This window comes from Flavobacteriales bacterium (genome assembly GCA_019694795.1).
Classification (GTDB): Bacteria; Bacteroidota; Bacteroidia; order Flavobacteriales_D; family UBA2798; genus UBA2798.
In genome coordinates this window covers 1-18,410 of record JAIBBF010000052.1, presented here as the reverse complement: position 1 = coordinate 18,410, position 18,410 = coordinate 1, and the positions used below count along the sequence as shown (strand labels likewise).

The window sequence follows — 18,410 nt, the reverse complement described above, 5'->3', positions numbered from 1 at the left end:
CGCCCTCACCCGTGCCAGAAAAAAACTCATTGTATTTGGCGATTCTGCCACGCTGGCCAATCATGCTTTTTACAAAGAATTTCTCGATTATATGGACGAAGTGAATGCCTATCACTCGGTGTGGGAATTGGCTGAATAATCAGAAATTTTTCTTCAGAACTTCTTCCACTTTTTCCTTTTCAATAAAGCCTTCATTCCTCCAGATTTCTTGTCCGTTTTTATACAAAATCAAAGTAGGAACAGCGGCAACGGCATTCCCTTTCACCACGGTGGCATGTTTTTCTGAATCGATTTTCACCACATTGAGTTGTTTGGCGTAGGTTTTAGAAAATTCATCGAGATATGGCGACATTTTTTTGCAAGGCGCGCACCACACGGCATTAAAATCCACCAGCACCAATTTATCTTTCACGATCAATTTCGAATACTCCTCCATCGACATTCCCGCAGATGGTGCAACACTGGCCTCCACGCTTCGGTTCTCTTGTAACCAACGCATCATTCCATCTTTCATTTCGAACACGGTGAGTCCCTGTTGACGCATATACTCCGCCGCGCGCGAACTTCTTCCGCCGGACCAGCAATAGACCAGTACGGTTTTGTTTTTATCTAAAGCCGCCACCTGACGCTGAAATTCTTCGCCATTTATATTCAGATTCATGGCACCTTTCAGGTGATTTTTTTTGAACTCCTCCGGTGTGCGGACATCAACAATTTGTCCATCTGCCGTAGTTTTTAATTTATCCTCAAATTCCTGAGTAGTTAATTTATAATTAACGGTTTGAAAGGAGGCCAAAACCAACAATAAAGCTGAAAACACAATAGATCGCATCATTTTTATTTTTAACAAACATCGAAAATTTCAGGCTGGTACAAAGTGACTATCATCACACAATTTCAAATCTCGCAGATTGCTCGTATATTTAGGTGTTAATTCAGTTGCGCATGTTCAAACACACCTTAACGGCCATTCTCAGCCTTTTTACGGCATTTTCTCAGGCTCAGAACACCAATATCTCTCCTGCTTCATTTCGTGTAGAAAAAAGCGCGGTGATTCATCCACGTGAAATCCGTGAGGACCGTCAGATTCATTTGCAGAATCTGGAAATGCCTGGTCCTGGCAGCACGGGTTACCGTTCGCGTTTAATGGCATTCAAGCAAGCGCAACAAGCAAAATATCCGGTACGCTATGGAAGCGCCAACACACAACGCGGAGGAATGCAGGAACCCGTAGTGGGAATGATGATGGAAGGAAATTTAATGGACAATGGCGTTCCGAATGATAACGACATTGCCATTTCGGATGAAGGATTTATTGTATCCGTTATCAATTCCAACATTTTGATGTACGATTCAGAAGCTGATACATTGATGCGTTCCGTTTCACTCGGTGCATTTACTTTACCGCTGAATATACAGCAATCGAAATTCGATCCTAAAATTGTTTACGATGCGGTGGCCGATCGTTTCGTTCTGGTTTTTCTCAATGGAAGTTCCTATCAGAGCTCGAAAGTAATCGTATGTTTTTCCACCAGCAGTAATCCGATGGATCCCTGGAATCTTTATAAACTTTCCGGTAATCCACTTCAAAACAATACCTGGTCGGATTACCCCGTTATCGGTATTTCGCAACATGATTTATTCATTGGCGTGAATACCTTTTACAACGGATCACAAAATAACTCCGGATTTTTGGAAGGCTGTTTATGGCAGATTGCATTAACCGACGGTTATCATGGCGACACGCTGCGCACTGCTTATTATCACGACATCACCGCTCCCGGTGATACGCTGTTTAATATTACACCCATTCACCGCGGTGCAGAAAATCTGAATGCCGATATGTTTTTTCTATCTAATAAAAATTTATCGCCAAATGCCGACAGTATTTATTTGTTGCACATCGATAGTCCGATTATCAATGGAAATCCGCAATTAACCTATACACTTATCCAATCGCAAAACAGTTATGGCATTCCGCCAACGGCACAGCAACCCGGCGGACATTTCTTCGACACGAATGATTCGCGTATTCTGGGTGGATTTATTGTTGGAGACCGCATTCAATTTGTACAATGCACGATGGATACCACTACGGGTTTATCTGCTATATATCATGGTTTCGTTTATGATGTGTATGGGAGTCCCTATGCAAAAGCAAATTTAGTAGCCGATCCCAGTCGCTTTTTGGGATATCCGAATATTGCCTGGTTGGGAATGGACAATAGTGAAGCACAGGCTATCATTTCCTTCAATTATGTTTCGTCGACCGAACCCGGAGGAACCGGAGCTATTTTATTCCGCAACGATTCTACCTATTCCAGTTTCACCACCTTAAAAACCGGAAACAGTTTTGTAAACGTCATAAGCGGTACTGATGAACGCTGGGGCGATTACAGCGGAATTCAACGACGATACAATGAGCCTTGTCGCGTTTGGGCTGCGGGTACATTTGCAAAATCCACCAACTCCAACGGCACCTGGATTGCAGAAATCGGAGCGAGCGATACGTGTGCTGTTAATCCGATTTCCGGCATTAATCCGCTATCAAAAAAATCGACCATCAGTACCTGGCCTAATCCTGCAGCGGAACAATTCACCATGGAATTCGAACTGGAGGAGTCGACCGAAATCTCAGTGATTCTATCTGACCTTAACGGAAAACAAGTGGAAATTTTATTGAGCGATGTTGCTAAAAAAGGGAAAAACAGATTTTCGTTTTCAACTTCCTGGCTTAGCAATGGCATATATGTGTTGCACATCCGAAGCAAGAATGGAATAGTCGGATCACAACGTATTGTTGTTGCACATTAATTCTTTTTTCCGTGTCGTAATTTCTCCCCGTAATTCACCATCACCCACGAGAGAACAAATACGGCCGCAAGCGAAAGTAAGAGCACAAACAAATTCAGATTTCCTTTTGCATCTACGCCCCATAATAAAACGGCGAGCATGAGCAGATAGAGAAAGATATTTAAGACCACAACACCTACGATGGTCAACACATAAGTAAGTATCATCCATACGGTACTTCGCTTGGGATTTTCGCGGTTTAATGTCCGGTTCAGCAAAAACCCGAAGGCAAGTGAAATAATGGGTATAAATAGCGTTTTTAACTGGAAAGTGGTTAATGCAATCAATGGCGTTTTTATGCACATGGCTGCAAATAATCCGCCGAATAAAATGGGAATGATCCATTTCAACAAAGTTCCTGCTTTCGGTGCTGCATCCCATACCATCAGCAAGCCCGAATAAGCGGCCAGCAATGCAAGAAATCCCGCCTCGGCATAAAACATTCCGTATTCAATAAAGGGATGCGATTCGAGGAATGGACTAACATCTTTCATGCTTAATTATTTTTTTTGGTAGAGTAAATAGGCTTTCATGGGGACATCAGCCTGAACAAAACTACTATCGGGAGCAGCGGGTCTTGTATTGGGACGAATATAATACTGGTGATTCGTTTTTGTATCGCAATGGATAAAATGGTAACGCATCAAATACGTTTGCAATCGCCAATCGTTCCATAAATCTTCATCCATTCCCACCGTTTCATGTTCAGGTATTAATTTCCCGATGGTAGCCACATCCTGAAGCACTTCTTCATCGCGCGCATATTTTCCGATTTGTAAGAATGAAACCGTGAGAACGGCTAGCAAAAGGACAGCTGAAAAAACAAATATTCGTTTTCCCGCTTTTTCACTGAGTGAGGTTATCCATTTCGCCAGATTTTCATTGATGAGTAATGCAAAGGCAATAGCAAAAAAGGGTAAAGAAGGAACAAAATAAAATCCTTTTTGCACCAGGGTGATCATCAATGGAAGTGATCCGGACAAGCCTACGAAAAAGAAAAATAAAAAATAGGAGAAGGAGGATTTTTTGCGCTCCATCTGTTGCTTTCTAAAACTAAAATACAGCATGATCGTCAACACCGCCGGAACGATCAACTCGAGGGCGAGTCGGCCAATGATATAAAAATGACTATCCACCGTAGGCAGGGATTCAATTCGTTTTAAAGCGCGATCTACAAAATAGATATGCAAACTTTCCCTGGCTGTTTCAGAAAATAAAATAAACATCAAATAAATCATTCCCACAACCAGGGTGGCGAGAATACTAAATCCCATCATTTTCCAAAAGGAAGTTTTTCTGAAAATCATCCAATGGATCATTGGAATTCCCAATGGGAACAATCCTGGAATTCCTTTGGTGAGGGTGGCCAGCATAACCATTATGCCTCCAAGTATGACATGGAACCAAACCTTATTTTTTTCTTCCATGGCAAGGAATAAAAAATAGCCTGCCAGTAAAATGAAAAGGGTCATGGTATTCTCATGCTGGTTTTGCTGGTAGGACCAAAAACAAACCGGAATCGACATCCAAAAAATCCAGCTGACCCATTGCATTCCCGGCGCCACCAATTTCAGTTCGCTCATTTTATTCCACCATTTCCCCATGATGAATAAAGTGAGCAGAATCATGCACAAGGTATAAATCCGCTCGGTGTACATGCTATCTCCGATCACCCGAAAAAAAAGCGATTGAATCCAAAATCCCAGTGGAGGTTGTTCATGAAAGGTACTCAAGCCCGCCACTCCGTGTTGACTAAAAACCGGAAACCAGAAAGAACCGATATCATGTGCTTCATTATGAGAAACCGCGGTATACAACATGGCATCCATAAACATTCCATCGCGCAAAAGCATAGGCAGTGTTAGTGCCAATACCACGGAAACTCCGATTATCTTCCAGCTGATGAATTTTGAAGTGGGAATCACGTTGTAAAATTAGGGATTGAGGTCGATATCCAGCGTATCGTTAAATGTGTTTTTCATTTGTTTTGCCTTACGCTTTTTCACAATTCCATTGATTAAAACTACTAGTCCACCCAAAAAACCAATAAAGCAGGCAACAAAAACATAGATGACAATAAAATGCATTAATAACTGAAAGAAGAGTGCCAGTCCAAAGAAAGCAGTAAGCAAAATTCCCGCTATCACAGGATTATTAATTCCGTATTCAGCCAATCCTCCGGTCTCCTTCATTAATTTTTTTTCGCCCAGCTCTGCTTCTCTTAAATCTTCCCGCTTTTTAAGTTGAACATCCAATTCGTAATCCGGACAGGTGTTAATGACATTAGGCTTCTCCTGTGTTAATGTACACACCATACCAATGCTTTTGTTAAACCCATTTTTTGTGCAATACGTGCAGATTTGATTTGTGGCTGCCATAAATAATTATTTTTCTTCCATTAATTCTTTTGCATTAGCCAATGCAGCATCGGATAATTTATCTCCACTCAGCATTTTTGCAATTTCTTCAATGCGGCTATGCTTATCGAGACGTGTCATAACCGTTTGTGTATTGTTACCTGTGACTTTCTTCCACACTTTGTAATGGGCATTCCCTTTTACGGCAACTTGTGGTAAATGGGTGATGGTAAACACCTGGAGATGTCCACCCATTTTCCGCATGATCTCTCCCATTTTATGAGCAACTTCGCCCGATACTCCCGTATCAATTTCATCGAAAATAATGGTAGGCAAGGTTTTAATTCGTGCGTGAATACTTTTCAGCGCGAGCATGAGTCGGCTAAACTCTCCTCCCGAAGCAATCTTACTTAATTCAGCATAAGCACCACCTTTATTGGTACGAATCATAAATCGTAACTGATCACTACCGAAGGCATGTAATTCTCCATCCTGAATTTCGACCTGGAAATCGGCATGTGGCATGGACAGTGCCTGAAGCAGTTGATTCACCTCTTCGGAAATGGATTTGGTTACGGAGCGACGTCGTTTGCCCAAAGCCTGGGCCTGATCTTTTAATGAAGTCACTAATTTTTCACGCTCCGATTTTGCTGCTGCAATCCGGTCGTCCACACTATCAATCTCGCTGATTTTGGTCCCGATTTCACTATGCAGTTGCATCAATTCCTCTTCCGTTTTCACCCGGTGTTTAAACAAGAGATTATTGATCAGATTCACCCGTTCCTTTACCCATTCGGTGCGCGAAGGATCGAAATTAATTTCCGATTCCGTTTTCTCCAACTCCGATTCAATATCGCGCAATTCCAGCGAAACACTTTCCAGCCGGGCATCAATTTCACCGAGTGATGGATGAAAAGATCCCAGACGTGCACTGATTCCTTTTAATTCGCGTAAGCGCTCAATGATGCCGTATTGTTCTTCGGCCAGGATTTGCAATGCTTTTTGCAATGAAGAACGGATTTCACCGGCATGTTCGGCCAGGCTCAATTCTTCCTCGAGCGATTGCAATTCACCGGCATTCAGTTTGGCTTCTTCCAGTTCATTGAATTGAAAACGGAAATAATCCAGATCGAGTTTTGCTTTTTTCTCGACTTCCTCCAATTGCACAATTTCTTTATCCAGCTTTTTTAAAGCGGAAAAGGAAGTCCTGTATTTCTCCATCGCCGATCCATTCCCGCAATACGCATCGATGAATTCGAATTGGTTAACGGATTTCCCGATATCGAGGGTTTGATGTTGTGAATGAATATCCACCAACAGCGCTCCCAGTTCTTTCATTTGCGCAAGATTAACGGGCGTATCGTTAATAAAGGAACGCGATTTACCCTGCGGATTTATCTCCCTTCGGAAAATAGTCTGCTCCGAATAATCGATTTCGAATTCCTTAAACAAGGGTTCGAGTCCGTACTCCCCAATGGAAAACTCACCTTCGATGATGCATTTTTCATTGGGATTCTTCAGCACCTTCATATCCGCACGCTCTCCCAGCAACATTTCCAGCGCTTCCATAATGATGGATTTTCCGGAACCTGTTTCACCGGTAATGCAATTCAATCCGCGGTCAAAAGCAACCTCCAGTTGATCGATCAGTGCAAAATTGGAAATAGATAAATTCGTAAGCATAGATTCAAAAATACCGATTCGACATGAAACACTTTGCGAAGCGTAATAAAAACAAAATTATGGTGCAAAGAAAAACAGACAACACGCAAGGTATCTGCGTTTAACGATCCGAATCTGCATCTGTATCCGATTCCTCATCCTCCTCTGCATCGCGTTCCTTTTCCTTGGCACCCAACACAATAACCATCTCACCTTTCGGATTCTTCTTCTCGGCCCAGCTCACCAATTCAGCCAGTGAACCACGCATGGTTTCTTCATGCAGCTTTGAAATCTCTCTGCAAACCGCGGCCTGGCGATCGGAACCAAACGTTTCCTGTAATTCTTTGAGGGCTTTTAAAAGCCGATAAGGTGATTCGTAAAAAACAATGCTACGCTCTTCGGAAGCTAAAAATGAAAGTCGTTTTTTTCTTCCTTTTTTTTGCGGTAAAAATCCCTCGAACACAAAACGATCACAGGGAAATCCGCTATTGACCAATGCCGGAACAAAGGCTGTTGCTCCGGGTAAAGTTTCCACCGGAATTCCTTCTTTAACGCAAGCTCTCACCAATAAAAATCCGGGGTCGGATATACCGGGTGTCCCCGCATCACTTACCAGTGCAACCGTGGTACCGGAAAGAATCCGATCCACCAGCGAATCCAGATTGCGGTGTTCGTTATGGGAGTGGTTGCTCTGCATGCGGGTTTCGATGGAATAATGTGCCAGCAATTTGGCTGTTACCCGCGTATCTTCTGCCAAAATTAAATCGGCTTCCTTCAACACGCGAATGGCACGCAAGGTGATGTCTTCTAAATTTCCGACAGGAGTCGGAACAATCCATAGTTTGCTCATATCAACGGGTCAAAACAATATAATCCTGCAACAAGGATCTTAAAAAGGAAACCTTATCTGTTGGGTTTTCTGAAATCCCCAATGCTTCCACTACTTTTTGAGAAAGTTGTTCCAATAATTTTTTATGATGCAGATTCGGATTTAACTTATACCGCTCCAGCGCATTTTTTATCAATAACATGTCCTCATCCGTTAAACGGGTCACCTGCGGGTATTTCGCTTCGGTATGCTGACTGGCATCGCGGATGGATAGAATGTCGTTGATGGTATATCTGCTATGCGGATTTAATTTAATCACCACCGTGCGGGCAATTTTATCGCCCAGGCGTTGACCCTGATCGCTGGCACTTGCAAATAAAGCAGCCAGAGCTCCGGCGGTTGCGGCAATATCCACCATTCGGAAAATCCAGCGCAGTAAACATTCGCCCATGGTGGGGTTTTGTCCGTTCAGCCGAACCACCTTGATCCCCATCGCCCGTTTGCCAATGCTTTGTCCACCGAAAAACATTTCCGAAATCAAATGATACGATAGCGAAACCGGCGTAAACAATAACAGATAAATCGTTTCGAAATCATCACTGTTACCTGTGTTGGCCGCTACCATCAAAACCAAAAAAGCCCAGCCTCCCAATATCGATGTATCAATCAGCAAAGCCAGAAAACGATCCATTACCGATGCGAGTTGGTACTCGATGGTCACATTGTGAGAAGTAACAATGTCGATGTTTTTCATTGGTACGAAAATATAAAAAAAGATCGATAGAAAGATTGAAAAAAACACCCAAAAATGGTCAGTTTTTTTTTCAACCATTGGTAGTTTCAGACTGTATTTCTGTTATTTTTAAAACCAGCATGAAAGAGACTTCCTTCATCCAGCAGAATAAGGACAAGTGGAAACGCTTTGAGGACCTGAATCGTCAGAAATCGAAAGATCCCGATGAGATCAGTCGGCTCTTTGTAGAGATTACGGAAGACTTATCCTACGCAAGAACCTTCTATCCGAAACGCTCGGTGCGGGTGTATTTAAATTTCCTGGCGCAAAATGTATTTTCCAGTTTGTATAAGATTAAGAGTCGACCCTTTTCCAAGCTGCTACATTTCTGGACCGAAAGTCTCCCTTTGGAATTATACCGTTCACGCAGGAATTTGTTGATATCATTTATTTTATTTTCAGTTGCCGCATTAATTGGAGTGATCAGCTCCTATACCGACATCAATTTTTCCCGGGTCATATTAGGCGATGGATATGTAGAAATGACCAATGACTTCATCGAAAAAGGAGATCCGATGGCAGTTTACAAACAGCAGGCCTCCACGCCCATGTTTTTGCGTATTTTTTTCAATAACCTGCAAGTTTCCCTCTTTTGTTTTATACTGGGAATATTGTACAGTGTAGGATCTGCCTTTTTTATTTTTTATAATGGCGTAATGGTTGGTGCCTTTCAAAGTTATTTCTACTTCAAAGGCATGAGCATATCCTCCACGATGGCAAAGACCTTATTGTGGACCTCATTTCTCACCATTTGGATTCACGGTGCCATTGAGATTTCTGCCATAGTAATTGCAGGCGGAGCCGGAATTACATTAGGAAACGGACTTTTATTTCCGGGAACCTATACCCGATTGCAATCGCTTCAATTAACTGCGAAACGAGGATTAAAAATCATGATGGGATTAATTCCCTTTATTTTTATTGCTGCCGTTTTCGAAAGTTGGGTAACGCGACATACTGAAATGGATGTTTATGCCAAGCTTTTTATCATTATCGGATCCTTCCTCATTATGATTTCTTATTTCGTTTTATACCCCATTTATGTGGCGCGGAGAAACGGAAACAAAATTGACCTCAATGAAGAAGCGCCCTTTCAGCCCACAAAAAAAATTGAGCGCTACAAGATTCGTCAGGCCAATGAAATTTTTTCGGATGCCTTTTTATTACACCGGCATGTATCTGCTTATTTCAGAAGAATCATCTGGCTATTGATTATTCCATTAAATATGCTGTTGCTCGCCGGACTAATGTTGTTAGTTCCAGAAGAATTCAAAAAGGAATATTTTTCATATTTAGCCATCACCCAATCGTATCCTGCAGGAGCTTATACCGCACTTGCCTTTTTCGGATCTCTTTTTGTTCTCAGCCTCAATGTTGTTACCGTTTCACATGCCATTTACTATCACTTTAGTGATAAAACGATACCGGTATGGAAATCCTGGAGAAAATACTCGCTGAGAAACACCTGGAAAGTAGCATTACCCGTTGCCATTCTTCTTCTCTATTTCAGGTATGCTTCTGAGGCGGTATTGTTCCTTGGTATCGGTCTTGCACCTGTGGTATTCTTTATGTTTTTCCCGCTCGCCAATGAAAAAGGAAATTATTTCACGCGCATTTCAAGCACTATTTCTCTCGGATTCAAAAGTTGGTCCAATTCTTTTCTGGTGATGTTAGTGATTAGTCTGCTTGTATTCTGCTTTACTTTAATTTTTAGTGGATTTGCAATGGTAGGACATATCATTACGGAAACCATTCAATGGCATTTTGTAAATAGCGACATTAATTTTTACCTGGTTCAAAATATTATAATCGGCACCATTATGATTGTGTTTTTACATCTGATGCTACCGGTTTATACACTTGCTTTTGCACTAGCCTATTATTCGCAGAAAGAAAAAGAAGAAGCGGTTGGACTATTTGAGCGTCTTGATCGCTTCGGTAAAAAAAGTAAATCCTACGAAACGGAATTTGAGCTGGATGAAGATTAAGTTTTCATATAGGATTTTTCTGCTGTTGTTTACACTACAGGTCAATCTCCTTTTTGCAGAAGGGAAAATTGACCGGCAACATTGGCGTGATGTAAAAAACGGATTGCAATACGATCCTCGTCCACAATCCGACGGTAACAATAAAGAGTGGTTCAAAGATTTTGAAAGTTCAAAAAGTCGTCGCGATGGCAAAGGTGGTTTTGGTAAATATTCGAAAGACCGAAAAAACAGAAAGGGCTATGAACGCGAAGGAAGCGATGCTGAATATGGCGACAAAAACGATCCCGGTAACAAAGAAAAACCGGAAGAAAGAGAAGAAATAAATGAATTACCACAACCACCAAAAATTCCAAGTATTAATTTATCTCCTTTAGCATGGATAGTTATTGCTGTAGGAATATTGTTGTTGATTTACATTTTATACAAAGTCATTTCCAATATGGAAATGAAAAAAAGGAAAAAGGTTGCTCCCATTACCAGGGAAGAAGAAGTCTTTGAACCGGAGCCTACTGAATTACCCAAATCGGAACTTGAATTGCGCCTGGAGGCTGCACTGGCGAAACAAGATTACCGTGAAGCAATCCGAATCTGGTTTATCTTTTTGATAAAAGCACTGCGTGAAAAAAACTGGATTCTCTGGGAAAAGAAAAAAACCAATTCCTCCTATTTAGTAGAAATGCGAAACAGAAGTGAATACAGTTTATTTTCTCAGTCCGTACTTTATTTCGAGTTAATCTGGTATGGTAAGCGGGAAATTTCGCGTGAAGAATATTTAAAACTTGAGCCTCTTTATAAAAATTTACTTCAACAAGTTGAAAAATCGGCATGAAAGGGAGCGCTCGCATATATCTCTTCATCGGTCTCGCCTTTATTGTGGTGGTGGTTCTTCTGTTTGTATTTGTTGGAAGTCCGGAAAAAGTAAATCCCGAAAAACTTAAACCCATCGATTGGTCAGAAACCTACCATCAAACCGATCGGGGTCCTTATGGAATTTACATTTTTAACGAAGTTGTTTTTGACTATTATTCCAACCATGGAAAGGGTGCCCTAAGTGAAAAGGACCTTAATGAATCGAACATGCCGGAGCGATTCGGAAAGCTGCTTAGTTTAAAAGTACATACCGATCTGGAAAGTAGCGACGATGAGCTTAGGGAAGATTTTCGATTTGTACAAAATGGCAATTACTTGTTTTTAAGCGGTGAAAAATTCTCCATCAGCTTTCTTGAATTTTTAGGTTATTATTATTACCAGACTAGCCGATACAACAAAACCATTGATTTAAAATTCACGCATGATCCGGGTAAAACAAAATACCGTTTCAATTATTTCAAAAAGGACAAAGCGACAGAGCGAAATTGGAGAAGTTTTGTTCAAAACAACATCACTCATGAACCGGATAGCGCGGTAAATCCTCTCGATTCTTTATTGGATGAAGAAGAAGATCTTAGTTATGAAGAAGATTCTCAATATACCGTAGAACAGGAGGAGGAAGAAATAGAAATGGATGAGAATTTTCAACCTGTTTATTATGAAGAATTCATTGGGAAAACAGAAGTCCTGCAAACTTCAGAAAACAATGAGGCAACCTTTGTAAAAATCAATTATGGAAAAGGGGCCTTTTTTATTCACACCGTTCCACTGGCATTTACCAACTTCTCGCTTATCCACGAAAAAAACATTGATCATCTGGATGAGATTTTATCATTGTTACCCGAAGCAAAATTGCTCACACACGAACTGGATCCCATTCGTACAAGTCGAAATTACTCCAGCGATGGATCCGGTAATGGAGGTGATAAATCGAGGAATAGTCCGCTGGAAGTCATTTTCAAAATCCCCTCGCTGCGTTGGGCATATTATCTTTCACTGATTACCCTTTTGTTATTTGTTTTATTCAGAATAAAACGAAAACAAAGAGCCATTCCCGCCAAAGAAAAAAATGAAAACAGTTCCATCGAATTTGCCAATACGGTGAGTCAGGTTTATTTCCAGAGTGGTAAACATTTGTCCATCGCTATCCAAAAAGAAAAATTGTTTTTCAGTTTCATTCGTGAACGTTATTTCCTCAATTCGCAAAAAGCGGATGAAGCTTATATTCGCACGCTTAGTAATAAGTCCGGCATTAGCGAAGAAAAACTTAATCATATTTTTAAATCGCTGAAGGCTTTGTCGACCAAAACCTCCATGAGCGATCAGGAATTTATTGAATTGCACCAAACCCTTGAATATTTTTATAAAAACTGTAAATAATGGAAGAAAATCTAAATCAGGAATCCTCCTTTTCAGACGCTGGTATGCAGCGCATGATGGCTATCACTTCCAACGTAGAAAAGGCCCGTCACGAAATACGTAAATACGTTATTGGTCAGGATGAAATGATTGACCTCTTAATGGTGGGCGTTTTATCGAACGGACATATCCTTCTGGAAGGCGTTCCGGGTATTGCGAAAACCTTGACTGCAAAAGTATTTGCGAAAACGCTGGCGGTTCATTTTGCCCGGATACAATTTACGCCCGACCTCATGCCGAGTGATATCATCGGAACTTCCATCTACAATCAGAAGGAAAGTGCATTTGTATTCCGTCGCGGACCGGTGTTCAGCAATATCGTTTTAATCGACGAGATCAACCGTGCCCCGGCCAAAACACAGTCGGCCTTATTCGAAGTGATGGAGGAACGTCAGATTACTTACGACGGGACTACCTACCCCATGGAATTCCCCTTTTTAGTGCTTGCCACTCAAAATCCGATTGAACAGGAAGGAACTTATCGTTTACCTGAAGCGCAATTGGATCGTTTCTTATTCAAGGTGAAATTAACCTATCCAAATCTCAACGAGGAACGTGAAATTTTAGCCCGTTATAAAGATGAAATTAAAGCACCGGAACTGGATCAGATTCAAAGTGTATTTAATGCTTCATCGCTCAGGGAAATTCAGGATAAAGTAAAAACGGTTAAAGTAGAAGATCAATTGATCAAATACATTGCGGATATTATCCACGCCACCCGCGAACACGGAAAATTATTTTTGGGTGCATCACCACGTGCTTCACTGGCCTTGTTAAAAACATCCAAAGCATTAGCTGCCATGCGCGGAAGAGATTTCGTAATTCCGGATGACGTTCAATTCCTTTCTTACCATGTATTAAATCACCGCATCATTCTTACACCGGAAGCCGAAATGGAAGGTATGGTGACCGAAGATGTAATTCGCGAAATCATTCAAAAATTAGAAGTGCCAAGGTGATAACTCTGTTCAGAGATATGTTTTTAAAGGGAAGATTTTTCCTGGCGATGGTGGTCATCATTTTTACCTTCATCCTCAGCTTTTCTTTTCCTGAACTTTTCAATATCGCTTTTGCAGGTATTGGTTTACTCCTTGTTTTGGTGCTGGTGGATATTTTGTTTTTATTCGGACAACGCAATAAAATCACTGCCGAACGCCAGGTTCCGCAGGTTTTGAATCTTGGCGACGAAACCATTATTCATATCCGGATTCAATCGGAATTGTCCATTTCCTGCTCGGTGGAAGTCATCGATGAAACCCCCTATCAACTACAATTAAGAAATCTGCTTCTTAAAACGGAATTGGCACCGGATGAAAAGGTTGTTTTAGATTACAGTATTCGTCCCACAGAACGCGGCAAATATCAGTTTGGCGACATTCAAATTTTTGCAAGCGGATTTCTTGGTTTTATACAACGAAGATTTACCGTTAAAGCAGGAAGAGACATTGCTGTTTATCCTTCCGTATTACAAATGCGTCAGTTCGAACTCAAAGTGTTTTCGAAAATGAATCTCACCGAAGGAATTAAAAAAGTGAGACGATTAGGACACAGCACAGAATTTGAGCAAATCAAAACCTATGTTGTTGGCGACGATTACAGGAATGTGAACTGGAAAGCTACCTCCCGCAAAACGGAGTTGATGGTGAACCAGTACGAAGATGAAAAAGCGCAACAAATTTATTGCATCATCGATAAAAGCCGCTCCATGCGCATGCCGTTTAACAACATGACGCTGCTCGACTATGCGATAAATTCTTCGCTGGTAATTTCGAATATTGCCATGAAAAAATCGGACCGTGCCGGGTTAATTACCTTCTCCGATAAAATGGGAACCCGCTTACCGGCAGAACGTTCCACTTCGCAATTGAAGAAAATTCAGGATGCCTTGTACAAGCAAAAAACGAAGTTTAAAGAAGCCAACTTCGAAATGCTCTATTTTGGAACCCGGAATTTAATTAAAGGAAGAAGTTTATTGTTGCTGTTTACCAATTTCGAAAGTGCCTATTCACTTCAACGAGCACTTCCGCTCCTGCGTAGAATTAACAGTCAACATCTTCTGGTAGTTGTCTTTTTTAAAAACAACGAATTAGAAGAAATGAAAATGAAAGATGCAGAAGATCTTCGTTCCATTTACACAAAAACCATCGCCGAAAAAATTGCCAATGAAAAGCAGTTGATCGCTGAGGAATTAAGAAAGTATGCCATTCAAACCATTCTTACCACACCAGAAAAATTGAGTGTGGATACCATTAACAAATACCTGGAATTAAAATCGAGGGGATTAATCTAAATCATCCTTCATCAGGTCCTCCAGATTGAAGTCGTCGAGGTAAGGTTTAAGGAATTGTTCGTCTTCAAATCCGTCGATGTTCATCAATATACCATGGATGGTATTGTTCCAGATTTCCACGTAAAAATTATAAACGCGGTACAAATCAACCTGAAAGGTTTGCCCGATTCGCTTTGCAATAAAACGACCTTCTTCCTGCACTAAATCGGCACGGTGACTTAAGGACAATTCTCTGAATTCGGCAAGGCTGATCATTGTCCAAATTTAAGCAAAGCATCGATTACATCCTCGCCCACATGTAGGTTTTGTAAAAGGTCATTATATACGAAACCCCGATGTAATCACGGTATTTTTTACCACTGTTGTCGCTCCCGAATGGTGTTAATCCGCGGGCATATCCCACAAACACCTTTCCATCGAAACGCATTTTATGATAATCGCTTCCCGACTTCTGAATGTAGAGCATGAGTCCCGTTTTAACGGAAGTCTCCACCCTCGAAACCACTTGGGTATTTTTATTTCCGATTACATATCCAAATTCCGGTCCAATGGCCACATCGAAATAGAAATAGCGGCATTGTCCATAGCGGGCTTTTTTCGACATCCTTAATCCTGTAATCGGCAATTCAAGCATGAGTGGGACTGCAATTCGTTGCGTGGAATAATAAACATCATTCTGATCGCTCAGCGAATCCGTATAACGCATGGCTCCATTCTGAAAGGTAATTCCGGTCCGCAATTTATCCCAAAGCGTGGTGTGTAATCCAGCGCCATATAAATAACCATCAGTGGGACCCGAAGCATCGCGTTTAATTGGGGAAACATCAGATGCCTGAGCATCCAGTGAAATGCTCCAGTTTCCTTTACTGCGTGCATACGATTGTGCCTGAACGGAACTCACATGGATTCCTGCGATCCCGATGAATAGGATCAGGATGTTGCCTGCTTTTTTCATAACGTTGAGTTTAAGAGGCAAGATCACGGCATAGGCAAAAAGAGTTTTGATCATCTTACGGGAAAAGAAAAAAAAGGGTTACAGCATGTGAACAACTATTTACCCAGCAACAATCCGGAACCGGCTGTACCGATCATCAGTCCACCGTTGTGATGCGGACGAATACAAATAATTTTCGTGTTGATCGCATTCTCCTGCTCCACCCATTCAAATCCGTGATTGGTCCATTGCGAAAAATACATCTTAGCCGGCCGGTACATTTCTCCGGTACCATCACAATAAAACATATACTGATAACCTTCTGCTGCGTATAAATTACCCTGCTTGTCCACCGAAATACAGCGTAAATTTTTTCCTTCGAAATTAATTTTCTGCCATTTTTTCACAACCGGATCATATACCAATAATGTGCGGGAATCGCCCAGAAGATAAATTTTACCTGAGGGATCGGAGCAAATTAATTCTCTGTTTCCAAAAAGATAAACATCTGCACTTGCAGGAAGTGTTAAAGTATCTCTGTTAACAGGATGAATTAAAAACTGATCGTAACATAACCAGGTGTTTTTGGTATCCTGAAAAAGTGAAGCAGAAGTAAACTGCGTGAAAAAGATATCATTCGAACGGAGATTTAATTTACCTGTCGATTCATTTAATTCCGCCAGCAAATAAATTCCATCTTCAAAAACATTATTTTTTACGAGTTTGCACAGTAACCGAAGTTTTCCATCAGCACCCCGTATAGCTTCCTGTGGTTGTACAAAATGATCCGGATATTCGCTAAATGACTCCGAAACCTCCGGAACAAAATCGCCGGTAAAAAGTATTCTGCTTGTCCCGTTTTTATCCAGCTCCAGTAATTGATCAGCCACTACCACCAGCACTTTGTCTTTGTCGCCATGCAACACTCCGGTTGAGCGGGAAAATAATTTTCCTTTTTTCGATTTATTCCATTCGAAACTATTGAATACTTTTTTGAACCGGATGCCATTCCACAACCAAATATCATGATCACCTTCTCTTAAATAATAATCATTTCCGGAAGCTACTATATCCGTAACATCAGAAGCAATTAAACCACTTTCAGAAAATTCATCCACGATGTGTTCCGGTCCGTATCGATACAATCCGGATTTCGACAATAAAATCAATTTATCTTGATCGGAGTACACATTTCCTCCCCAGTTGAAAAGCATATCATGTGGTATACCGCGAATGGAATCGCCTGCATGTTCTATTTTATCAATGACGGATCTGGAATATAAATTTTCCATGGTATTAAAGCCTGTAAAATATTCTTCTCCTGAAGAACTGGCCTTCCACGCATTGGGAAATTGCTGTTCGCGGGAGCGTTGTTCCCTGAGCAGATCCATCGATAAAAGAATATTCAGAATTTTCCCTTCTTCGTTTTCAGGATAAACCGATAACCACATTTTATTTTCTGAATTCCAACAAGCCACTTTCGAAACAGAAACCGCATCCTGATCGGTTAAACGATCTTCACCGGAGGTGTACACTACATATAAAGAATCTCCCCGTTCGATTAGCAAATAAACATGAACAGGACCTAAGCCTTCATTGCGCATTTCCCAGGAATACCCACGGTCGGCCGAATAATAAACGCCCCCGCTCGACCCCGTGCCTAGCCAATATCCCGAATGATCATCCATATAGAAAGCCGTTGCATCCCCACCTTCCGGTCCATCCGCAGAACTTATTTTTAATGGTTTAAATGGAGAGCGCGACGAAATTCTACCAATTAGACTTTTTTCAAATCGGGAAGCACCATTACTGAGCAATGTTCCATCGGCGGAATAATAGTCGGTGGTTGTTGGGTTCTGACATTTATAAATACCGGCATCTTCCGCAAATGGAAAAATAGCGTCGTAAATAACAGGTATGATTTGCCGGCCATTTGTATCTACAATCCCCCATTTTCCTCCTTCTATTTCGTAAACCTGATTGTAATTATCTGTTACTGGTTTCCCTCCTGAATTCACCCGGAAAAATCCATTGGCTTCCGGATAGTTGGAAATAATATCGAGTACAGGTTCTGTAATCCATTTTTTATTGGATAAGTCAAAGAACCCCGCCTTACCGGATTTTATTACTCTGGCAATTCCAGATCTAAATCCATAGGGTTGTACATCGATATCTTCATATTCTGGCTGGAGTAAGATTTCACCGTTTAAATCCGACAAACCCTGCAACATCTCTTTACCCAGCACAAAAAATTCTCCATTTCTAAACAAGAAATCAAAATCGGCATTTAGAATTATTTGTTGCGTTTCGGTTGAATAAACACCGTATAAATAATCCAGTCGTACACGTAAAAAGTTTTCACCTAACCAATCGAATGCCGAATACATTTCGGGAATTACGATTTTGTTTTTGTAA

At 41.2% G+C, this 18,410-nt stretch carries 16 protein-coding genes; 6 read left to right on the top strand and 10 right to left on the bottom strand.

Annotated features, from left to right (window positions below; genetic code table 11):
* Nucleotides 1-139 precede the first annotated feature (139 nt).
* A complete protein-coding gene (locus K1X56_12485; GenBank protein MBX7095530.1) occupies nt 140-832 on the bottom strand; it encodes a thioredoxin in 693 nt (230 codons plus the stop codon).
* A 113-nt stretch (nt 833-945) separates the two neighbouring features.
* On the opposite strand from K1X56_12485, the gene K1X56_12480 reads away from it, so the two are divergent.
* Nucleotides 946-2,814, top strand: coding sequence for a T9SS type A sorting domain-containing protein (locus tag K1X56_12480; protein MBX7095529.1), 1,869 nt, complete (start codon nt 946-948; stop codon nt 2,812-2,814).
* Here the strand turns inward: K1X56_12480 and K1X56_12475 are convergent.
* The 6 genes from K1X56_12475 to K1X56_12450 all read right to left on the bottom strand — a co-directional run bounded on the left by K1X56_12475 (nt 2,811) and on the right by K1X56_12450 (nt 8,455).
* The gene (locus K1X56_12475) at nt 2,811-3,347 is read right to left on the bottom strand and encodes a hypothetical protein (GenBank protein MBX7095528.1); all 537 of its coding nucleotides are present in this window, start codon (nt 3,345-3,347) and stop codon (nt 2,811-2,813) included. The two genes, K1X56_12480 and K1X56_12475, sit on opposite strands and share 4 nt — an antisense overlap.
* Before the next feature lie 6 nt (nt 3,348-3,353).
* Entirely contained in the window at nt 3,354-4,778 is a 1,425-nt protein-coding gene (locus K1X56_12470; protein MBX7095527.1) for a glycosyltransferase family 39 protein, read from the bottom strand.
* 9 nt (nt 4,779-4,787) lie between these two features.
* Nucleotides 4,788-5,231 carry a hypothetical protein gene (locus tag K1X56_12465; protein MBX7095526.1) on the bottom strand — a complete coding sequence of 148 codons (444 nt, stop codon included), beginning with the start codon at nt 5,229-5,231 and terminating at the stop codon, nt 4,788-4,790.
* Between the two features lie 6 nt (nt 5,232-5,237).
* Nucleotides 5,238-6,893 carry a DNA repair protein RecN gene (recN, locus tag K1X56_12460; GenBank protein MBX7095525.1) on the bottom strand — a complete coding sequence of 552 codons (1,656 nt, stop codon included), beginning with the start codon at nt 6,891-6,893 and terminating at the stop codon, nt 5,238-5,240.
* Between the two features lie 100 nt (nt 6,894-6,993).
* The gene (rsmI, locus tag K1X56_12455; protein ID MBX7095524.1) at nt 6,994-7,722 is read right to left on the bottom strand and encodes a 16S rRNA (cytidine(1402)-2'-O)-methyltransferase; all 729 of its coding nucleotides are present in this window, start codon (nt 7,720-7,722) and stop codon (nt 6,994-6,996) included.
* A 1-nt stretch (nt 7,723) separates the two neighbouring features.
* Nucleotides 7,724-8,455: an RDD family protein gene (locus K1X56_12450; GenBank protein MBX7095523.1), complete on the bottom strand. Its 732-nt coding sequence runs from the start codon at nt 8,453-8,455 to the stop codon at nt 7,724-7,726.
* 119 nt (nt 8,456-8,574) lie between these two features.
* Here K1X56_12450 and K1X56_12445 point away from each other — a divergent pair, with 119 nt between their 5' ends.
* Genes K1X56_12445 through K1X56_12425 form a run of 5 tightly spaced genes read left to right on the top strand, consistent with a single transcriptional unit; the run spans nt 8,575 to nt 15,061 of the window.
* Complete coding sequence (locus tag K1X56_12445; GenBank protein MBX7095522.1) at nt 8,575-10,482, top strand: stage II sporulation protein M; 1,908 nt, start codon at nt 8,575-8,577, stop codon at nt 10,480-10,482.
* Entirely contained in the window at nt 10,472-11,311 is an 840-nt protein-coding gene (locus K1X56_12440; protein ID MBX7095521.1) for a hypothetical protein, read from the top strand. The genes K1X56_12445 and K1X56_12440 overlap by 11 nt, the downstream gene beginning before the upstream one ends.
* The gene (locus K1X56_12435) at nt 11,308-12,732 is read left to right on the top strand and encodes a hypothetical protein (GenBank protein MBX7095520.1); all 1,425 of its coding nucleotides are present in this window, start codon (nt 11,308-11,310) and stop codon (nt 12,730-12,732) included. The genes K1X56_12440 and K1X56_12435 overlap by 4 nt, the downstream gene beginning before the upstream one ends.
* The gene (locus K1X56_12430) at nt 12,732-13,730 is read left to right on the top strand and encodes a MoxR family ATPase (GenBank protein MBX7095519.1); all 999 of its coding nucleotides are present in this window, start codon (nt 12,732-12,734) and stop codon (nt 13,728-13,730) included. The genes K1X56_12435 and K1X56_12430 overlap by 1 nt, the downstream gene beginning before the upstream one ends.
* The gene (locus tag K1X56_12425) at nt 13,727-15,061 is read left to right on the top strand and encodes a DUF58 domain-containing protein (GenBank protein MBX7095518.1); all 1,335 of its coding nucleotides are present in this window, start codon (nt 13,727-13,729) and stop codon (nt 15,059-15,061) included. Before K1X56_12430 ends, K1X56_12425 begins: the two co-directional genes overlap by 4 nt.
* Here the strand turns inward: K1X56_12425 and K1X56_12420 are convergent.
* The 3 genes from K1X56_12420 to K1X56_12410 form a co-directional block, all read right to left on the bottom strand.
* Nucleotides 15,053-15,316, bottom strand: coding sequence for a hypothetical protein (locus K1X56_12420; protein ID MBX7095517.1), 264 nt, complete (start codon nt 15,314-15,316; stop codon nt 15,053-15,055). The genes K1X56_12425 and K1X56_12420 overlap by 9 nt on opposite strands.
* A 25-nt stretch (nt 15,317-15,341) precedes the next feature.
* On the bottom strand, nt 15,342-16,016 hold the full coding sequence (locus K1X56_12415; protein ID MBX7095516.1) for a hypothetical protein: 675 nt from the start codon (nt 16,014-16,016) through the stop codon (nt 15,342-15,344).
* 95 nt (nt 16,017-16,111) lie between these two features.
* The coding region (locus K1X56_12410) for a WG repeat-containing protein (protein MBX7095515.1) at nt 16,112-18,410 on the bottom strand (2,299 nt) is incomplete at its 5' end.

Coding starts and splice junctions, on each gene's coding strand:
- K1X56_12465 (MBX7095526.1), bottom strand. CDS start 5,231: ATGGCAGCCACAAATCAAATCTGCACGTATTGCACAAAAAATGGGTTT.
- K1X56_12415 (MBX7095516.1), bottom strand. CDS start 16,016: ATGAAAAAAGCAGGCAACATCCTGATCCTATTCATCGGGATCGCAGGA.
- K1X56_12485 (MBX7095530.1), bottom strand. CDS start 832: ATGCGATCTATTGTGTTTTCAGCTTTATTGTTGGTTTTGGCCTCCTTT.
- K1X56_12440 (MBX7095521.1), top strand. CDS start 10,472: ATGAAGATTAAGTTTTCATATAGGATTTTTCTGCTGTTGTTTACACTA.
- K1X56_12480 (MBX7095529.1), top strand. CDS start 946: ATGTTCAAACACACCTTAACGGCCATTCTCAGCCTTTTTACGGCATTT.
- K1X56_12420 (MBX7095517.1), bottom strand. CDS start 15,316: ATGATCAGCCTTGCCGAATTCAGAGAATTGTCCTTAAGTCACCGTGCC.
- K1X56_12475 (MBX7095528.1), bottom strand. CDS start 3,347: ATGAAAGATGTTAGTCCATTCCTCGAATCGCATCCCTTTATTGAATAC.
- rsmI (MBX7095524.1), bottom strand. CDS start 7,722: ATGAGCAAACTATGGATTGTTCCGACTCCTGTCGGAAATTTAGAAGAC.
- K1X56_12445 (MBX7095522.1), top strand. CDS start 8,575: ATGAAAGAGACTTCCTTCATCCAGCAGAATAAGGACAAGTGGAAACGC.
- K1X56_12435 (MBX7095520.1), top strand. CDS start 11,308: ATGAAAGGGAGCGCTCGCATATATCTCTTCATCGGTCTCGCCTTTATT.
- K1X56_12430 (MBX7095519.1), top strand. CDS start 12,732: ATGGAAGAAAATCTAAATCAGGAATCCTCCTTTTCAGACGCTGGTATG.
- recN (MBX7095525.1), bottom strand. CDS start 6,893: ATGCTTACGAATTTATCTATTTCCAATTTTGCACTGATCGATCAACTG.
- K1X56_12450 (MBX7095523.1), bottom strand. CDS start 8,455: ATGAAAAACATCGACATTGTTACTTCTCACAATGTGACCATCGAGTAC.